The 18,399-nt window shown below is 31.2% G+C and carries 14 protein-coding genes; all 14 read left to right on the top strand.

Annotation, left to right across the window (positions count from 1 at the left end; translation table 11 throughout):
* The first annotated feature begins 6 nt into the window (after window positions 1-6).
* The 14 genes from ABDZ93_RS18575 to nadE all read left to right on the top strand — a co-directional run bounded on the left by ABDZ93_RS18575 (window position 7) and on the right by nadE (window position 18,387).
* Entirely contained in the window at window positions 7-1,488 is a 1,482-nt protein-coding gene (locus tag ABDZ93_RS18575) for a beta propeller repeat protein (RefSeq protein ID WP_343828007.1), read from the top strand.
* A 176-nt stretch (window positions 1,489-1,664) separates the two neighbouring features.
* Window positions 1,665-2,390 carry an MBL fold metallo-hydrolase gene (locus tag ABDZ93_RS18570; protein ID WP_343828006.1) on the top strand — a complete coding sequence of 242 codons (726 nt, stop codon included), beginning with the start codon at window positions 1,665-1,667 and terminating at the stop codon, window positions 2,388-2,390.
* 303 nt (window positions 2,391-2,693) lie between these two features.
* Window positions 2,694-3,365: a hydrogenase nickel incorporation protein HypB gene (hypB, locus tag ABDZ93_RS18565; protein WP_343828004.1), complete on the top strand. Its 672-nt coding sequence runs from the start codon at window positions 2,694-2,696 to the stop codon at window positions 3,363-3,365.
* Between the two features lie 32 nt (window positions 3,366-3,397).
* Complete coding sequence (locus ABDZ93_RS18560) at window positions 3,398-6,088, top strand: FAD-dependent oxidoreductase (protein WP_343828003.1); 2,691 nt, start codon at window positions 3,398-3,400, stop codon at window positions 6,086-6,088.
* Window positions 6,089-6,183: 95 nt separating this feature from the next.
* The gene (locus tag ABDZ93_RS18555) at window positions 6,184-6,525 is read left to right on the top strand and encodes a hydrogenase maturation nickel metallochaperone HypA/HybF (RefSeq protein WP_343828002.1); all 342 of its coding nucleotides are present in this window, start codon (window positions 6,184-6,186) and stop codon (window positions 6,523-6,525) included.
* Between the two features lie 713 nt (window positions 6,526-7,238).
* Window positions 7,239-10,322 (top strand): GNAT family N-acetyltransferase, encoded by a 3,084-nt coding sequence (locus tag ABDZ93_RS18550; protein WP_343828001.1) that lies wholly within the window; start codon window positions 7,239-7,241, stop codon window positions 10,320-10,322.
* A gap of 144 nt (window positions 10,323-10,466) precedes the next feature.
* Window positions 10,467-11,054: a hydrolase gene (locus tag ABDZ93_RS18545; protein ID WP_343828150.1), complete on the top strand. Its 588-nt coding sequence runs from the start codon at window positions 10,467-10,469 to the stop codon at window positions 11,052-11,054.
* Window positions 11,055-11,334: 280 nt separating this feature from the next.
* Entirely contained in the window at window positions 11,335-11,757 is a 423-nt protein-coding gene (locus ABDZ93_RS18540) for a VOC family protein (protein WP_343828000.1), read from the top strand.
* A gap of 797 nt (window positions 11,758-12,554) precedes the next feature.
* Window positions 12,555-13,253 (top strand): DapH/DapD/GlmU-related protein, encoded by a 699-nt coding sequence (locus ABDZ93_RS18535; protein ID WP_343827999.1) that lies wholly within the window; start codon window positions 12,555-12,557, stop codon window positions 13,251-13,253.
* Between the two features lie 606 nt (window positions 13,254-13,859).
* Entirely contained in the window at window positions 13,860-14,750 is an 891-nt protein-coding gene (locus tag ABDZ93_RS18530) for an NUDIX hydrolase (protein WP_343827998.1), read from the top strand.
* 18 nt (window positions 14,751-14,768) lie between these two features.
* Window positions 14,769-15,566 carry a ribose-phosphate pyrophosphokinase gene (locus tag ABDZ93_RS18525; RefSeq protein ID WP_343827997.1) on the top strand — a complete coding sequence of 266 codons (798 nt, stop codon included), beginning with the start codon at window positions 14,769-14,771 and terminating at the stop codon, window positions 15,564-15,566.
* A gap of 14 nt (window positions 15,567-15,580) precedes the next feature.
* Window positions 15,581-16,129 carry a cysteine hydrolase family protein gene (locus ABDZ93_RS18520; RefSeq protein WP_343827996.1) on the top strand — a complete coding sequence of 183 codons (549 nt, stop codon included), beginning with the start codon at window positions 15,581-15,583 and terminating at the stop codon, window positions 16,127-16,129.
* 2 nt (window positions 16,130-16,131) lie between these two features.
* On the top strand, window positions 16,132-17,601 hold the full coding sequence (locus ABDZ93_RS18515) for a nicotinate phosphoribosyltransferase (RefSeq protein ID WP_343827995.1): 1,470 nt from the start codon (window positions 16,132-16,134) through the stop codon (window positions 17,599-17,601).
* A 54-nt stretch (window positions 17,602-17,655) separates the two neighbouring features.
* On the top strand, window positions 17,656-18,387 hold the full coding sequence (gene nadE / locus ABDZ93_RS18510) for an NAD(+) synthase (protein WP_343827994.1): 732 nt from the start codon (window positions 17,656-17,658) through the stop codon (window positions 18,385-18,387).
* Window positions 18,388-18,399 lie beyond the last annotated feature (12 nt).

Raw genomic sequence — 18,399 nt, 5'->3', positions numbered from 1 at the left:
AATGGAATGGTTAAGGAAATTATAAAAAGATTATTTATATCATTAGTAACAAATCCAATATTAATAATTACATATTGGATTTGTTGTCATGAATTAGCTTCAATATGTAAATTTGGAAGAATGAATAACAATACTTCTATTTTATTAGCATGCACAGTATTTTTTATAGCTATAATTATATTTACCACAATTACAACTATAAAAAAGATGAAAAATGAAGAAAAGGAGCCTAAAAAATTAGTTTATAAAGTTGTATGGAGATATATTTCAATTTTAATTATTGTTGCAATAACATTAGTTTATGGAGTAAGGATTTATAAAAGTGCAATAAATTATAATGGTAAACTTTCGTGGGTTATAGATGATATTAAAAACAAAAATTCAGTGAGTTTTGATCATAATAATATATATGAAGATGGAGTTGAAGGTATTTTTAATGATATTAAGAAAAAATATACTTTACCAAATAAATTATATATCTCAGATAATTTTAAGCTTAATTTTAATTCAGATGGAACAATCATATCATTTGAAACATTTGTCTATGGAAAGAGTGATAAAGGGAAAGAAGAGAACTATTTAATCTATTATGATAAGAATAAATCAAAGGATATTGCAGTAGAGTTAAATAGAAATGTAAATTCTGATTACAATGATGATAAACTATTAGAACCACTAATTAGTACAGTTAAGGTTATTTCTATAAAGGATACAGTAAGTAAGTGGAATGAGAATGAGTATGGATTGGTTTATTATGGAAAAAGGGATTGGGGATTTAATACAGAAGGAATTGTGAATGTTGATGAAGAAGGAAATGAACAGCAAACAATAGATGTTACTTCTAATATTATTGGATATACTGTATCTTTATTTGTACCAGGAAAAGAAAATGAATATACTCCTGTTAGATATAATTTGAAAAATAACTCAGATTGGAGTAAGTCAACAACGGTTCCAAAAGAAAATAGTAGTGAGAATGATCCGCAAAAATTAGATAATGATAATGTAGAATTTTACCTATCTAAGGAAGTTGGTTATCGTTTAGATATTACGGGTGCAGCAGCAGGCAGTAGATTTTATTCTTTAAGTGGCACTGTTGATGGTGGCGAAAAATGGGAAGTGATAAATGGTGATCCATTCTTAGGAATGAGTGGTGTTGCATCAGAGATAACTTTTATAAATAATAAGCTTGGATTTTTATGTTTATCTCATAGCGGTGGGTCTAATGGAGAATTATATCGTACAGAAGATGGAGGTTTATCTTATAAACAGATATCCTTCCCGGTTCATGAAGTAAAATTAGACGGTGGTGCAACTATAAGTCCTTTCGATTTTCCAGGCATGCCTTATGAGCAAGAGGGAACTCTTAATATGTTAGTTGGACAAGGAGCAGATGGTGATTATAATGGGGATAGCAAAGTCTTGTATCAATCAAAAGATCAAGGAATAACATGGGAGTTTATAAAAGAAGTAGAAAAAGAGCAATAGTTTGTTTAAGTGATGATATACTTAGCTTAGGAGTGGCTTTAGTAGTGAAAAATATTATCATAAGTAGTAGTGACTGCATAGATATTATATTAAATATACGTAAATATGCATGAATAGAGGGTATGTCTAGCTAAACGTAAAATATTTTTAAATAAGAAAGAAGAGGGAGTTAACTTATGGAATTAAAAAAAATATCTAATAGAATTTATTATTTACCTGCCGAAGAAGAAACTGATAGACCGGTTATTGGATATATCAAAGGAGATAAATATTCATTGGCTATAGATGCAGGTAATTCATCTAAACATGTAGAGAAATTTTATTGTGAATTAAATAATGCAGGTTTGAAATTACCAGATTATACAGTGATTACCCATTGGCATTGGGATCATACATTTGGCATGCATTCAGTAGAAGGAAAGACAATTGCTGGACAATTGACAAATAATAAATTGAAAGAAGTTGCAACATGGCAATGGTCTGATGATGATATGAAAAGTAGACTTGAAATAGGTAAAGATATTAAAATGTGTGACAAATGTATCAAACTGGAGTATTCAAACAGGCAAGATATAAAAGTAATTTCTGCAGATATAGAATTTAGTGGAAGTTTAAAATTTGATTTAGGCGGAATTTATTGCGAAATAACTGAAATTGAAGCACCTCATTCAGAAGATTCGGTATTGATTTATGTACCCGAAGAAAAAGTGGTTTTTATTGGTGATGCCGATTGTGAAGATCACTATGATAATAAAGGTCATTATGATAAGGATAAATTGGAATCTTTTATCTCACTAATTAAGGAAATTGATTTTAATACTTATATTTTGGGACATGATGAACCAGAAATGAAGGAAGAAGTAATCTTATATTTAATGGACGAATTAAAAAAGTTAAGATAGGGGCATAAAGAGGGGAAACCGCACCATTAGTGAGTGCGGTTTTTTATATTTATATGTATAACACATATATGAAATATCATCAATAGTCCAGGAGATAAAATGTTCAAAGCCTTGATAGTTATCATGCTATAAAATTTTATAAATAATCTGTAGGTAAATAATAGTTTTTATAGTAAGTTTATAATATTAGAGGATATAAATGAATATATTTCATTAATATGGATTACATGATACAATTTTATTGTAAGTAATATTTTTTATGTTTTAATGTAAAAAATAAAAATTAAATGGGGGTAGAATGGTATGGATATGTATAAAGTTCTTGAAATTAAGCGAAGTGTTTTCGAAAACAATGATAGACAAGCAGATTTGCTTAGGGAAGATTTAAAAAAAGATAAGACTTTTTTGTTGAATTTAATGTCATCACCAGGTTCAGGTAAAACGACAACTGTTTTAAGAACAATTGAAGCTTTGAAAGATGAAATGAGTATTGGTGTTTTAGAAGCAGATATTGATTCAGATGTGGATGCTAATACTGTTTCAAAGACCGGTGCAAAAGTAATCCAGTTGCACACTGGTGGTATGTGCCATTTAGATGCATATATGACAAAACAAGGGTTAAGTGGATTGGGAACAGAAGACGTTGATTTTGTAATATTAGAAAATGTAGGAAACTTAGTATGTCCGGCAGAATTTGATACTGGTGCATCAAAAAATGCTATGATTTTAAGTATACCAGAGGGAGATGACAAACCTTTAAAATATCCTCTGATGTTTTCCATTGTTGATGTTTTATTAATTAACAAGATAGATGCAATAGATTATTTTGACTTTAATTTAGAAGCTGTGAAAGAGCGTGTAAAAAAATTGAATCCAAATATCAAGGTAATCCCAATCTCTGCTAGAACTGGTGAGGGAATTGATGACTGGGTTAACTGGATACGTAATGAATTAAAAGATTGGAATGAAAAATAGGGTTATATTAAAAAGTTATTGGGGGAATACGTGTGGTAAAAGTAAAAGTATTAGAACTTGCCAATCATATAAGTAAGATAAAACCAGGTTCAAAAAATGAAATAAAGCCAGAGGATCCAGAATATAAAATTTTGGAGCCAGTGGTTACAGAAGAAATGGCAGAAGTAGCACTTTGTGTTGAATTCCGTAAACCAAAGAGCGCAGAAGAAGTTGCTACTTTGTGTGGTAAATCTTTAGAGGAGACAAAGAGAATCCTATGGGAACTAGCTGTTGCCGGTGTTTGCTTTGTTGGTGAAGAAGATGACGTTGACAAGTACTGGTTTGAGATTTGGGTTCCAGGACACATGGAAATGATAGTTAACCACCCACATAAGGAAAATGTTAATAATTATAAGCAAATTGCTGAGGCTTTTGAGGCCTATGGAAGAAAAAAAGCACCTATAACAGCAGGTATTTTTCCAGTAGGAACAGGCCCTATGCGTGTTATTCCTATAGAAACATCAATCCAAGGTGAAACAAGAAGAGCATCCTATGAGGAAGTTTCTAAATATCTCAATGAAAATACTGTTTTCTCCGTTTCAGATTGTTCTTGTCGTACGTCAAGAGAAGCTATGGGGGAAGGGTGCGGCCATTTGAAGGAAGATATGTGTATTCAACTTGGTCATGCTGCTGAATACTATATTCGGACAGGTAGAGGCCGAGCAATTACCCGTGAAGAAGCTTTTGAAATCATAAAAAGAGCTGAAGAAAACGGTTTAATGCATCAAATACCAAATGCAGATGGTCCAGGGAAAACCCATGCTATTTGTAATTGTTGTGGTTGTTCATGTTTCGCTACGAGAATTGCTGGAATGTTCCTAAACAATGATATGGTACGTTCAAATTATGTTTCAAAAGTAGATAAAGACAAATGTGTTGGTTGTGGAGAGTGTGTTCAGGTTTGTCCAGTTAATGCATTGAAATTAGGTCAAAAATTATGTACCAAAACACCAATTATTGAGAAGAAGAGAGTGGACTTTGCTCATAATACAGAGTGGGGTCCAGATAAATGGAATGTTGATCATCGTATTAACAAAGAAAATGTTGTTGAAACAGGTACAAGTCCTTGTAAAACACAATGTCCAGCACATATTTCTGTTCAGGGCTATGTTAAGCTAGCATCTCAAGGACGATATAAAGAAGCACTTGAACTTATCAAAAATGAAAATCCATTTCCGGCAGTATGCGGACGTATTTGTCCAAGAAAATGTGAGTCTGCTTGCACTAGAGGGGATATTGATGAACCAGTTGCTATAGATGAAATCAAAAAATTCATTGCTGAACAAGATTTAAAAATGGATACTCGTTATGTACCAAAATTAAGACATGAATATGGTAATAAAATTGCAGTTATAGGTGCTGGTCCTTCAGGTCTCTCTTGTGCTTTTTATTTAGCTCTTGATGGCTATAAGGTAACGGTATTTGAAAAACAAAAGGTACTTGGTGGTATGCTTACCCTTGGTATTCCTTCTTATAGATTAGAAAAAGAAGTTATAAACGCAGAAATAGATATTTTAAGAGAACTAGGAGTAGAATTTAAAACAGGTATTGAAGTAGGTAAAGACATAAGCCTTAAATACTTAAGAAGTCAAGGATATGAAGCATTCTATCTTGCAATCGGTGCTCAGTTAGGCAGAAAACTTGGTATTGAGGGTGAAGATTCAGAAGGAGTTATTACAGGTGTTGATTTCTTACGTAATGTAAACCTAGGTAATGATGAAAAACTTGAAGGAGATGTGGTTGTAATTGGTGGTGGTAATGTTGCTATTGACGTTTCAAGAACAGCTACAAGAGTTGGAGCTTCAAAAGTAGATATGTATTGTCTTGAAAGCCGAGAAGAAATGCCAGCTCTTGAAGAAGAAATTGAAGAAGCATTATCAGAAAGCATTGGAGTTAATAATTCTTGGGGTCCAAAACGAATCCTTGAGGAAAATGGAAAAGTTGTAGGAATAGAATTCAAAAAATGTCTTTCAGTTTTTGATGACAATGGAAAATTTAGTCCTGTTTTTGATGAAGAGATCACTAAGAGTGTTAAGGCAAATTATGTTCTAATTTCAGTAGGTCAAGGAATGGATTGGGGCAGATTGTTAGAAGATAGCAAAATAGAATTGAATTCAAATAAGACAATAAAAGCAGATTCATTTACTCTACAAACAGGAGAACCAGATGTATTTGCTGGCGGGGATGCATTAACAGGTCCTAAATTTGCTATAGATGCTATTGCTTTAGGTAAAGAAGGGGCAATTTCAATTCATCGTTATGTTCAACCAGGGCAGAGCTTAATTCTTGGTCGTGATAGAAGAGCATATTCTGCACTAGACAAAGAAAACTTAACCCTACAAGGATATGACCGTATCCCAAGACAAAAGGTAGATCATGTAGATGGAAAGAAATCAAGAGAAACCTTTAAGGATTTACGCTCTACATTTACAGAAGAGCAAGTGATGAAGGAAACAGAACGTTGCCTTGGATGTGGTGCTACAATTACAGATGAATATCAATGTATAGGCTGTGGTGCATGTACAACTAGATGTAAGTTTGATGCCATTACACTGTTTAGGAAATATGATGCACAAAGTGTACCACTTGAAAAACTTAAACCTATAATTGTTAAAAATCTAATTAAGCGTAAAGGTGTAATCACAGCTAGAAAGATTAAAAAGTTATTCACAAAAAACTCTTAAAAATAAAACAAAACAATTGACATATTACAAGGAAAAAGGTGAGGGAATATAAAGTTACCCTCAACCTTTTTACATAGATAAGAAAGGTGAGTTTAATGCATGAATTAGGTGTAGTAATTGAAGTTGTTAAGACTGTTGAAATTTTCGCAGAAAAAAATGGATTAACAAAAATTGATACAATAGTTCTCCAAATTGGTGAGCTATCATCAATGATTCCTAAATATATTGAAGCTTGTTATCCAGCTGCAGTAGATGGTACACGATTACAAGACACAAAATTAAAAATTGAGATATTACCAGGAAATGCTATTTGTAAAAAGTGTAAAAAAGTTTTTAATATCATTGAGAATAATAGTAAGTGTCCGAACTGTACAAGTGAAGGATGGGAGTTATTATGCGGAAAAGAGTTTATGATCAAAGAAATAGTTGCTTGCTAAAGTAAGACTTAGAAGAAAAAGATGAGATAGAAATATATAATGAATATTTTACTAGATATATAATATGGACATGCGTTTAACATTTAGGCTTTAGAAATTTGGAAATGAAGTCATATCATAGACACGAAAGTTTTCTGCTGAGAATTATATTTATCTGTTAAAAAACTTTTAAATTATGATATAGATAGAATTATATGTTATCAAGGTGGAATATATACAAAGGATATAACTGAAACACTTAAAAAAATTGATAAATATTTGACTAAATGTAAAATAAAAACTATAATAGAATAGTAATTTGAAATTAGAAGGGGATTGTAATATGATTATGTTCGTTTTTAACCTTTAATCTAAATTTGATATATTAGTATAGTAGCACCTATTAAACAGGTTTATTTGCTATGTACAAAAATGTTATTTAGATATGTTAAGAACAACAGCATTTACTGTCCTAATTTAATTTTAAAGATCATGTACAATTATATTTATTGTGTCATGTTTTTATGTTATTGGATTTAAGCTGTATTTAACTGTACAGCTTTTTTTAATTACCTAAAATGTTTTTAAGGGTACTTAAAATAAATCTATAAAATTGAAGGACTGTAAATGATGAGTGTTCATTTGCAGTCCTTTTTATTTTAGTCATGGGGGTGATTAAAATACTTGTTTAATATAGAAAATAAGCAAAATCAGAATATAATGGGGGAAAGACTATGGAAGGGTTAAAAATTGTAGAATACACTCCAGCCTATGCAAAGGCTATTGCAGAAATGTGGCAGAGGAGCACTGAAGGGTGGAATGGTGAGAATGGAAATGAAACAGAGGAAACAGTACTAGCGGCACATGAAAATTCAACGGATATAAATACATATCTTGCTGTATTAGGAAATGAAGTGCTTGGATACTGTGCATTTTCAAGGTATGTAAAGGATGAGGGGGCCTTACATATTAGGCGTTTAAACGCTAGATATGATTGTCATGGAAAGGGAATTGGTAAGGTACTTGTTAAAAAAGCAGTAGAACGGACTATTGAACTTAAATGGCCTCGTCTAGATATATATACATGGGCAGCTAACACAAAAGCAATACCATTATATAAGAAGTGTGGATATTTCCTTGAAAATAGACAAGATACTACTCATCTTATGAATTTTATTCCAACGGTTATGCATACAGAGGCAGTGAAGGATTATTTTAAGGATGCAGATTGGTATGATGACATGAAAAGGACAATCAATATGGAGCCTGATGGAAGGGTGGAAAATGGTTTTGATTTTTATGAGTACCATTGGGACAAGAATGGTAAAAAGCTTCGAATGGAGTTTGAAAGAAGGGGTAGAGGTCTAAGACTTATTGAAACAGATGAGTACATGATTTCTCTATGGGCACCTTCACAAAATTTAATTTTTGGTAAGAGCTATAAGGCTGCCTATGAGATTATTAATAAAACAGGTAAACTATTAAATGTTGAAATAATAGGTAAGGATGATAAGAACATTAAATTTTCATTAGATAAAAGAATTCGTGTTGTAAAAAAAGAAATAGTTGAAGGCGAGTTTTACTTATCAGAAATAGAAGAAGAATTTGGCAATTTTAAAACTCATCCAGGAGTTGTAGCAGATATTGTTATTAATGGCAAGAAGGCTTTATTTAAACTTGGAATAGTTCCTAAATTTCCAGCAAAAATATCATTAGAATGTGATGACTTAGAAAGATACAGTGAAGAAGCCTTCAATATGTATATTGACATGGAAAGCTACCTAAATGAAAATGGAATTTTCGAATTTGAACTTCCGGAATGTAGTGATATAGACTTTTCTGAAAGAATATTTAAAATTCAGATGAGAAAAAATCAAAAGGTTTCAATACCTGTACAGTGTGTATTGAAAAATCCATCTATTTACCAAGTAGAACTCCATATTAAAGTAACATTAGAATCAGGTGAAAATGTTCAGTTCAAAAAAAGTGTTGCACTAATTTTCAGAGGACGTAATGCTGCCTTTGGAGGAGAAGGTGATGGAAAATATGTAATTGTAAATGGGATATATAAACTAACCCTTGATAGAAATTATAATCAAATAGAAATATTCGTGGGAGAAAAGAAAAAAAACACATATATGGTATATCCAAAACTTGGAATGCCATTTTCTCAGGAATTTAGTAGCCTGTTAGTGAGAAATGTTCAATGGTATTTAGAAAATGAAAAAATGGTATTAAGTGGCGAATATGTTTCAAGTGAATTTAAGAATATAACAGTTAAAACTATATTTAAAATATCTAGTAACGGTATATTTGAACATTCTTATGAAGTGATTAATACTTCTGATAAAGAAACTCTTGATGATATATATATAGATCAGAGCCTTCATTATAGAATTGAAGGAGCATCAATTCCATATGGTAATAAGATTATAAAAGCTACTGAACCTAGTGTTGAGTATCCTGGATATTATGATAGTGAGAAAATAAGTGAAAATTGGATATTCTCAAGTATTGAAGAAAGCCTAATATGGCCAAAGAATTTAAAATGTGAGTTTGACGGTTGGTTTATCCACGTTGAGCATAGTATTGGTAAATTAAAAGGTGGAGAGAGAAGAGTTACTGAACCTTTATATTTAGCTTTTTCAACTTTCAAGAACTGGCGTGAAGCTAGGAGATTTGCCCTAAAATCAAGTTATGTAAATGAGTTATTTTTAGCTGAAGATTTTGAGGTAGTTGTTAACAATAAGAACCCCTTCGTAAATGAGAATTTTGATATAAATATTATTGAGAATAGAGATCTTTTATATAATGGAGAGATAATTGTTAAATCTCAAAATAATTCTTTCAATGAAGCTCATGTAAAGGTTCAAAATGAGGTAAACAATATTAATATTCCAATTCATCCAGAAAAGGGATTTGAAAATGACCTGATTTATATACAGTGTAATTTTAGTTCAATTAGCTTTGAAAGAAAAATACCTGTATTCTACATTAAAAATATGGAGTTCAAATCTCAGCTAACTGAAGAAAAGGGACTTACAGTCTATTCAATAAGCAATGGAGTTATGAATATTAAGGCATCTCCTGAATTCTCAACAGGCATATTCTCTCTTGAATTTATGGGCAGTGAGTGGCTTGATAATTCATTCCCAAGTGTAGGTCCAAGAAGTTGGTATAATCCATGGTTCGGTGGAATTCAAAATGTTCCAGCAGATTGGGTTGAAAATGGAGCATCACTGCTGAAAGAGCATATTGAAGTGGAGTTTATTGAAAAAGAAGATACACTTGGAAATAGATGGAGAGGAATCAAAACCAGTATGTGTATAGCTCATAATGATGATTATAAGGGCCTTGAATTAAATCAATACTTCTTAATGCTACCAGGAGTTCCTGTTATTTTAAATCTCACTGAATTAATAAATAGCATGGATAAATACATGAATAATAATGTGATAATGAATGCTACATTTTTCAAAATTGGTGAAGAAATAAGAAATAGCTGGGTAAGTGTTAAAAACCATCAAGGAGATATTAATAAATATAGAGCGGGTATAAGGGATTATGAAATATATCCAAATTCATCACCTCTTTATGGTAGCCACGATTTGGAATATAAAATTCAAGTAGATACAGATTTTAATAAATGTACTCCACAGGCATATTTAAGTACTAAAGATTTAGTATCTTTAAATGCAAATGATATACACTTAGCATCAGGTGAAAGAACGGTTTTACCTAATGTATTTTATATCTTTACAAAGGAACATATATCAGACAACCTTCTTAAAAACTTGCAGAACGTAAAGTTTAAATAGATGTTACAGTAACAATATTACAAAACAGCACTGATATTCACGGTATTACTGTTACTTTTATTTATATTTATTTAATATTATTTGTATTTGTAATATTCTATAAATATAATATTATTAACTAAGTTTTTAGAGGAGGTTATTATGATGATAACAAGAGAAGAAGCGTTGGAACTACTTACAGAATATAATAAAGAAGGATTTCATATTCAACATGCTTTAACAGTTGAAAGTACTATGAATTATTTTGCAAAGAAACTTGAATATGAAGATGAAGCAGAGTTTTGGTCTAGAGTTGGATTGCTTCATGATTTAGATTTTGAAATGTATCCAGAACAACATTGTAGCAAAACTCAAGAAATTATGAGAGGACGTGGTCTTGACGAAAAATTAATAAGAGCAGTAGCTAGTCATGGATATGGACTTTGTGGAGAAGAACTACCGAAACCAGAGCATCAGATGGAAAAAGTATTATTTGCAGTAGATGAACTTACAGGGCTGATTGGTGCAGCTGCAAGAATGCGTCCATCTAAGAGTGTTATGGATATGGAGCTTTCAAGCCTCAAGAAAAAGTTTAAAGATAAGAAATTTGCTGCTGGATGTTCAAGGGATGTAATTAGACAAGGAGCAGAAATGCTTGGCTGGGAATTAGATAAATTATTTGAAGAAACAATTCTAGCTATGCGTTCTTGTGAAGACTATATTAATAATGAAATGGAAAAGTATAACAATTAGTATATACTTTTATAAATATAATAAAATAAAACTATGTATAGTCAAAAATTATGTAAAGCCCTACTTATTTGTGATATGGTGAACCTTATCATAAGTAAATAGGGTTTATGTCCTTGGCAATTGATATTACTTGATTAAGGCTGTTTTTACAACTAAAAAAGTGTATCATAAGTAACAATATATTTACAAATTATGTTGCAATGAAATTAGAAATAATTTTGAGTAGTATAAAATAGAAATTTGTATATCAGTTGATTATAACATAAAAGGAGGGTAAATAATGATTCAGTCAGTAGTGCATATTGCATTAGTAGTAAAAGATTATGATGAAGCAATAGATTTTTATACAAAAAAACTTCATTTTGAATTAATTGAAGATACATATCAACCAGAACAAGATAAAAGGTGGGTAGTAGTATCTCCACCTGGTTCAAATGGAACAACAATATTGCTTGCAAGAGCATCTAAACCAGAACAAGAGACATTCATAGGGAATCAAGCAGGTGGAAGAGTTTTTCTTTTCTTAGGAACTGATGATTTTTGGCGTGATTATAATGAAATGAAAAGCATAGGAATAGAATTTATTAGAGAACCTAAAGAGCAGGATTATGGAACTGTTGCTGTATTTAAAGATTTGTACGGTAACTTATGGGATTTAGTTCAGTTCAAAAAAATTCACCCAATGTTTAAGAGAGTTAAATAAATTCCAATTTGTGGTTTAATGAAATGAAAATTTAAAAATAAAAGACTATAAAGGTTTATTTTTGTGAAAAATTGATATAATATAAATAAGAAAAGCTTAGTGCGTCAACACTAAGCAATCCTTAGAACATTTATTTTGTTTTAGGGCTATTGGATGAAATTAATTGAAAATTAATTAAGAAAAAGTGCTACTCTTTGCAGGATGGGGCACTTTTTTCTTTGCTTTTAACTTTTATATCGAGACCAAGGAATTTAATCTTAATTTTTAAATGATGTATAAAGAGATTATATTTTAGAATTAATCTAATTACATAAATAACTGACATACACTTTATAAAAGTATCATACATATCTAATACCACCCCCTTAGCTATAGTGAAATATATCACCAATAAACCATGAGGATAAAACGTTCGAAACCTCCGTAGCCATCCACTACGGATTTTAAAATATTGCTTTAGAATTATACCATAATTATGTAGAATATATACACAAGAATAAAATGAAAAAACCGCATTTACTTATGATACGGTTTTATCAATAAGGTAAAGAAAATGTAATATATATGCCTATTGATTATATAAACTCTTTGAAATAATGTAAGTTAAAAATGTAGCAGGTTTTATCCTAAAGGACAACGACTTCTAAGTATCAAAAATACTGATACTTAGAAGTCTGTTAGTAAGCTTCAGCGGGAGTAAAAACCTCCTCTGAAGCAAGGAACTCTGTTTATAGAATGATTAACAAATTAATATTAAGTTTAATATAATATAATATTAATTTAAGGAGAAAATTACAATGTATAATAGTATGAAAAAAGATTATAAGCCAATAGGGCCAACTAATTTATATGCTTACTTTATTGGAGAAAATCCAGTTACTTCATTTAATCCTGTAAGTAGATATCCTCAAATAAGTGAAAGTGCATTTATAGGACCATTTTCAAGTGTAATAGGTGATGTAACAATAGAAAAGAATGTATTTGTAGGTGCTAATGTAGTGCTAAGAGCAGATGAGGGAACACCATTTTATATAGGCTATAATTCTAATATACAAGATGGAGTAATACTTCATGGGTTAAAAGATGCTAAATACTTTGTAAATGGTATAGGATATTCAATATATATTGGGAATAAGGTAAGTATAACTCATGGAGCATTAATTCATGGACCAGCTATTGTAGGAGACAATACATTTGTTGGATTTAATTCAATTGTATTTAATGCTATAGTAGAGGACAATTGCTATATCGATACTGGAGCAATTGTAACAGGAGGAGTTAGGATAGCTGCAAATAAATATGTTCCAATTGGTGCAATTATAAATACACAAGATAAGGCAGATAATCTTTTAGAAGTACCGAAGGAGAAATCAGATTTTTCAGAAAAAGTTATTAAAGTTAATGTAGAGCTTTCAGAAGTTTACGACTTGAAATTTGGTGATACACGTTGTAGTTGCGGTCTTTGTTGTAATCATAATACCTTAATTCACAATTAGATAAAAATTAGAGTTACTAACTTGTCTTATTATAGATGTAAGCAATACTTTAAAGGATGAAAATATAGAATTAAGTAAGATTGATCAGTTAAGAGATATAAAATCAATAAAGCTTCAAATCAAAGATATTTTAGTAGACTATTTGAGGCTACATATTAATTTGTTAGTTATAAAAGGTGGGATATACAAATATCCTACCTTTTTTACTGGTAAAAAACCTCACTTGAGACCGGAGTGGAGAATCATACCATAAGTAACGGAGACTTTTTTTATAAACGTTGAAATCATTAAGCTTGAGTAGAATGATTAAAATACTCTAACTAAGGCATCTTCAAAAAATAAATAAGTCAGAATGCTCGTATATTTTGTGTTATACTGCGTCAACAGAACCTGTAGATAGTGCTACTATCTGCGGAACCTGTTTCCTTGTCTAACTCAAAATATACTTTCCATCTTTGACTTATTATTTATTTTCAGATGCCTAAAGATTTAAATGTAAGAAAATCTAAAAATATTTATTGACATATAGTGTAATAAGTTATATTATAATTACATAATATCAATTTGATATTATCTAGTTGAAATTAAGCTGAGGTGGAAAATAATTTGGATAAATATTTTATAGATAAGGAAGAGGAATTCCTAAAAAACTATGATGAGAATTATTATAAAAGACCAAGTGTTACAAATGACATCATAATATTTACAACTGCTGATATGGAAGAAGATAATCTTCGCAAGGTACCAAAAAGAGGAATGCAGGTTATTTTGATTAAAAGAGATGACTATCCATATATAGATAAATGGGCTCTTCCAGGTGGATTTGTTGGTATAGAAGAAAGCTTAGAGGTAGGTGCTAAGAGGAAACTTAAGGAGAAGACAGGAATAGACAATGTTTATACAGAGCAGCTCTATACTTTTGGAGATGTTGGCAGAGATAAAAGAACAAGGGTTATTAGTGTAGGAAATATTGCTTTAGTAGAAAAAAACAGTATAAGGTTAAAAGAGATGGATTTGCAAAAGAAAAGTGGATGGTTTTGGATAGATAAAACTCTTATTAGTTATAAAAAGCATGAGGAATATATAGAAAACAAACATCTTTTATCTCTTAAATCCATTGATGAAACGATAATAATAAATTATGAAGTAGTGGAGAAAATCGGAAGAGATATCTTTAGAAATAAAGAAACCACTTATAGGTTATTAAATAACTCTACAGATGAGTTGGCTTTTGATCATTATAAGATATTAGATTATGGAATAGATAGATTGAGAAATAAAGTAGAGTATACACCAATTGCATTTAATCTTTTGCCAAGAGTGTTTACTGTAAAGGAACTTCAGAATGTCTATGAAGCAATAATGGGAAGAGAAATTTTAAATTTCAGAAGAAAGATGGGAGAAATGATTATAGAAACTGATGAAAAAATAGAGGGTAAACCCTTTAGACCAGCTAAGGTATTTAAATTTAATGAAAATTGGGAGCATAATTTTTAAAAATGAGGAGGTTATGAAATGATTTACTTTAATAGTGAGAGAGTTGAGGTTAAGAAATTTCCTAATGGTGAATCTCTGATTCATAGTGAAAATTTAAAGTTAAGAAGTGTTGATAATGAGATTAGAGTTTATTTTGAGAATGATAAAGATATAACTCATTTAATATTTTTGAAAAGTCATTTAGATGAATTAAGAATAAAATGTAATTTAATACTTCCCTACATGCCGTACAGCAGAATGGATAGGACCGAGGGCATAACTATCTTTACATTAAAGCATTTGTGTAAGCTAATTAATAATTTAAACTTCGAAAGTGTAACCATATATGAGCCACATTCAGAGGTATCAACCGCACTATTAGATAGAGCTAAGGTAGTGAATATGTCCAAAATGTTAGCTGAGAGACTCTTAAAAGAATTGGATAATGGAAAAGAAGAGGTATATTTAGTTTATCCCGATGCAGGTGCAGCAAAGAGATATGGAAAAGAAATAGGCTATGAAAAGATTTTAACTGCAAGCAAGGAGCGGGACTTTAAAACAGGGTTTATTAAGAAGTTAGAGATTAATGGGGATGTGGAAAGTAAGAACTTTAGGGCAATTATAGTGGATGATTTATGTTCAAAGGGTGGCACTTTTATGCTTACGGCTTCTAAGCTAAAAGAAATGGGGGCAACGGAAATATATCTAGTAGTTACCCATTGTGAAAATACAGTTTTTCAAGGTGAATTGTTAACCAGTGATTTAGTAACGAGAATATATACAACCAATAGTATTTTAAGCAGAGATCATGGAAAAATTAAAGTATATGAAATTTAAGGGAGGTATTTATTATGGCAAAACTATTAGTAGTTATTGATTATCAAAAGGACTTTGTAGATGGAACACTAGGATTTGAGAAAGCGGTAACCTTAGAGCAAGGAATATCTGATAAGGTTAGTAAATATATAAAAAATGGTGACAAGGTATTGTTTACTTATGATACTCATTACGAAGAATATTTGCAGACCAGAGAAGGTAAAAACTTACCTATATTACATTGTATTAAAGGTACAAATGGTCATAAGTTGTATGGTAAAATAGGTGATTTTTCAAATTCAGAAGATACAATGCATTATGAAAAAAAGGGTTTTGGGATATCTCCAGAGGATATGATTCAAATAGCCAATGAAGTGGGAGAGGACATTAAGGAAATTGAGTTAGTAGGAGTTGTTACCAATATATGCGTAATTAGTAACGTGGTATTGTTTCAGTCACAATATAGAAATGCTGATATCATAGTGGATGCAAGCCTTTGTGCTAGTTTTGATGATTCTCTGCATGAAAAGGCATTAGATGTAATTGAAGGTTTACAAGGAAAAGTAATTAATAGGGGGAACTGATTATGATAAACCCATTTTTATTAACGGATTTTTATAAAACAATTCATCATATGTGTTATGCACCTGGAATGACTAAATTAGTAAGCTATTGGACCCCAAGGATGTCTAGAAAAGATGATATGGATAAAGTTGTTATGTTTGGACTACAGCCTTTTATGAAGAGGTATTTAATTCAGTACTTTAATGAAAACTTCTTCCAAAAGGATAAGGAAAAGGTGGTTTATGAGTATAGAAGAATTATATCTAAAGCCATGGGAAATATGGCAACGGACACAAAGCATATTGAAGCTTTGCACGACTTAGGATATTTACCAATACAAATTAAGGCTGTAGCAGAGGGTTCAAGAGTAAACATTAAAACGCCAATGATTGAAATTACCAATACGCAGGACGGTTTTGCCTGGTTGGTGAATTATTTAGAAACCTTTATGAGCTGTAATATATGGCAGCCAATGACAAGTGCCACTATTGCATATAGGTACAGAGAAATAATAGAAAAGTATTTTAATCTTACTGTAGAAAAGGGTGATGTAAGAAAAGCTTGTGGAGATTTCAGCATGAGAGGTTTTAGCTCTGTGGAAAGTGCAGAACTTAGTGGTGCAGCACACCTACTTTCATTTATAGGAACTGCAACGATACCTGCCATTAGCTATTTAGAGGAGTATTATAATTGCAATATAGAAGAGGAAATAGTTGCAGTAGGAACACCTTCTACAGAACACAGTGTAATGTGCAGCTACGGAGAAGATGAGTTTGCAGCTTATAAGAGATTGATCACTGAAGTATTTCCAAGTGGAGTTTTGAGTATAGTATCTGATACATACGATTATTGGAATGTTATAACAGATATACTTCCAAGGTTGAAAGAAGATATTATAAATAGAGATGGAAAAATTGTTATTAGAGGCGATAGTGGAGATCCAGTAAAAATAATTTGTGGGGATAAGAATGCAGAAAAAGATAGTGAGGAATATAAGGGAACTGTTGAATTACTATGGGATATATTTGGAGGTGAAATTAACTCAAAAGGATATAAGGTCCTAAATAGTAAAATAGGGACAATTTATGGAGACAGTATAACTGTAGAAAGGTGCGAACAGATTAGTGAGGGGTTAGAGGAGAAGGGCTTTGCAGTAAATAACTGTGTGTTTGGTATAGGTTCATACACCTACCAATACAACACTAGAGACACTTTTGGATTTGCTTTAAAGGCTACTCATGCAGTAATAGGCGGTGAAGAAAAGTTTATTTTCAAGGCGCCTAAAACAGATAAAGATAACTTTAAAAAGTCACAAAAAGGAATGTGTTATGTATATAAAGATGGAGAAGAGATTTTATATAAAGATGAATTAACTTTGAAAGAGCAAGCAGAATTTAAGGATAATTTGCTAGAGCTTGTATTTAAGGATGGTAAATTGATAAAAGATTATTCATTATCTGAAATAAGAAATAGGCTGCATGGAAGCTTCTAATAATATTTTAGGATAATATAAGAAATATTTTTAAAATTTGATGGGAGGCATAGAGTGGTGAGAAAAGGTTTCAATGGAGACATAGTATGTAAAAATATTATAAATTGGATTAGAGAATATTTTAAAGCTCAACCTAATGCTGAGGGCGCTATTATTGGAATTAGCGGTGGAAAGGATAGTTCGGTAGCAGCTAAGTTATTAGTTGAAGCTTTAGGAAAAGAAAGAGTATTTGGTGTCCTAATGCCAAATGGTGTTCAGAAGGATATAGACGATAGTTTAAGGGTTGTAGATATTCTCAGAATTGATTATAAAATAGTTAATATAGAAAAAGCATATAATGGATTATTAGAGGGTATTCAAGATAAAAGTTTGTCTATTGATGCTAAAATCAATATTCCTCCTAGGCTTCGAATGACTACCTTATATGCTCTTGGAGCTAACATGCACTATAGGGTATGTGGCACGGGAAATAAGTCAGAAGGCTTTGTAGGATATACAACAAAATGGGGTGATAACGCTTTTGACTTTAATCCTATAGGAGACCTAACTACTGAAGAGGTTATAGCAGTGGGAGACGCTTTAGGATTACCTTATGAATTGGTTCATAAAACTCCAAATGATGGATTAAGTGGACAATCTGATGAGGAGAAGTTAGGCTTTTCCTATCAACAAATTAATAAGTATATAGAAAATGGGAGCTGCGGGGATAAAGAAATAGATGAGAAAATTAAGTTGAAGCATGAGTATAATAAACACAAGAGGCGTTTGCCACTAAAGTATGAGTGATCATAAGATAAG

The sequence above is a fragment of the Clostridium subterminale genome (assembly GCF_039521425.1).
Lineage (GTDB): Bacteria > Bacillota > Clostridia > Clostridiales > Clostridiaceae > Clostridium_J > Clostridium_J subterminale.
The sequence above is the reverse complement of the archived record's forward strand: the minus strand, read 5'-3'. Positions and strand labels throughout refer to the sequence as shown.

What these genes read in the sequence shown, in the direction of transcription:
- ABDZ93_RS18575 (WP_343828007.1), top strand. Translation starts at nt 7, where the DNA reads ATGGTTAAGGAAATTATAAAAAGATTATTTATATCATTAGTAACAAAT.
- ABDZ93_RS18540 (WP_343828000.1), top strand. Translation starts at nt 11,335, where the DNA reads ATGATTCAGTCAGTAGTGCATATTGCATTAGTAGTAAAAGATTATGAT.
- ABDZ93_RS18535 (WP_343827999.1), top strand. Translation starts at nt 12,555, where the DNA reads ATGTATAATAGTATGAAAAAAGATTATAAGCCAATAGGGCCAACTAAT.
- ABDZ93_RS18525 (WP_343827997.1), top strand. Translation starts at nt 14,769, where the DNA reads ATGATTTACTTTAATAGTGAGAGAGTTGAGGTTAAGAAATTTCCTAAT.
- hypB (WP_343828004.1), top strand. Translation starts at nt 2,694, where the DNA reads ATGGATATGTATAAAGTTCTTGAAATTAAGCGAAGTGTTTTCGAAAAC.
- ABDZ93_RS18520 (WP_343827996.1), top strand. Translation starts at nt 15,581, where the DNA reads ATGGCAAAACTATTAGTAGTTATTGATTATCAAAAGGACTTTGTAGAT.
- ABDZ93_RS18570 (WP_343828006.1), top strand. Translation starts at nt 1,665, where the DNA reads ATGGAATTAAAAAAAATATCTAATAGAATTTATTATTTACCTGCCGAA.
- ABDZ93_RS18545 (WP_343828150.1), top strand. Translation starts at nt 10,467, where the DNA reads ATGATAACAAGAGAAGAAGCGTTGGAACTACTTACAGAATATAATAAA.
- ABDZ93_RS18555 (WP_343828002.1), top strand. Translation starts at nt 6,184, where the DNA reads ATGCATGAATTAGGTGTAGTAATTGAAGTTGTTAAGACTGTTGAAATT.
- ABDZ93_RS18550 (WP_343828001.1), top strand. Translation starts at nt 7,239, where the DNA reads ATGGAAGGGTTAAAAATTGTAGAATACACTCCAGCCTATGCAAAGGCT.
- ABDZ93_RS18515 (WP_343827995.1), top strand. Translation starts at nt 16,132, where the DNA reads ATGATAAACCCATTTTTATTAACGGATTTTTATAAAACAATTCATCAT.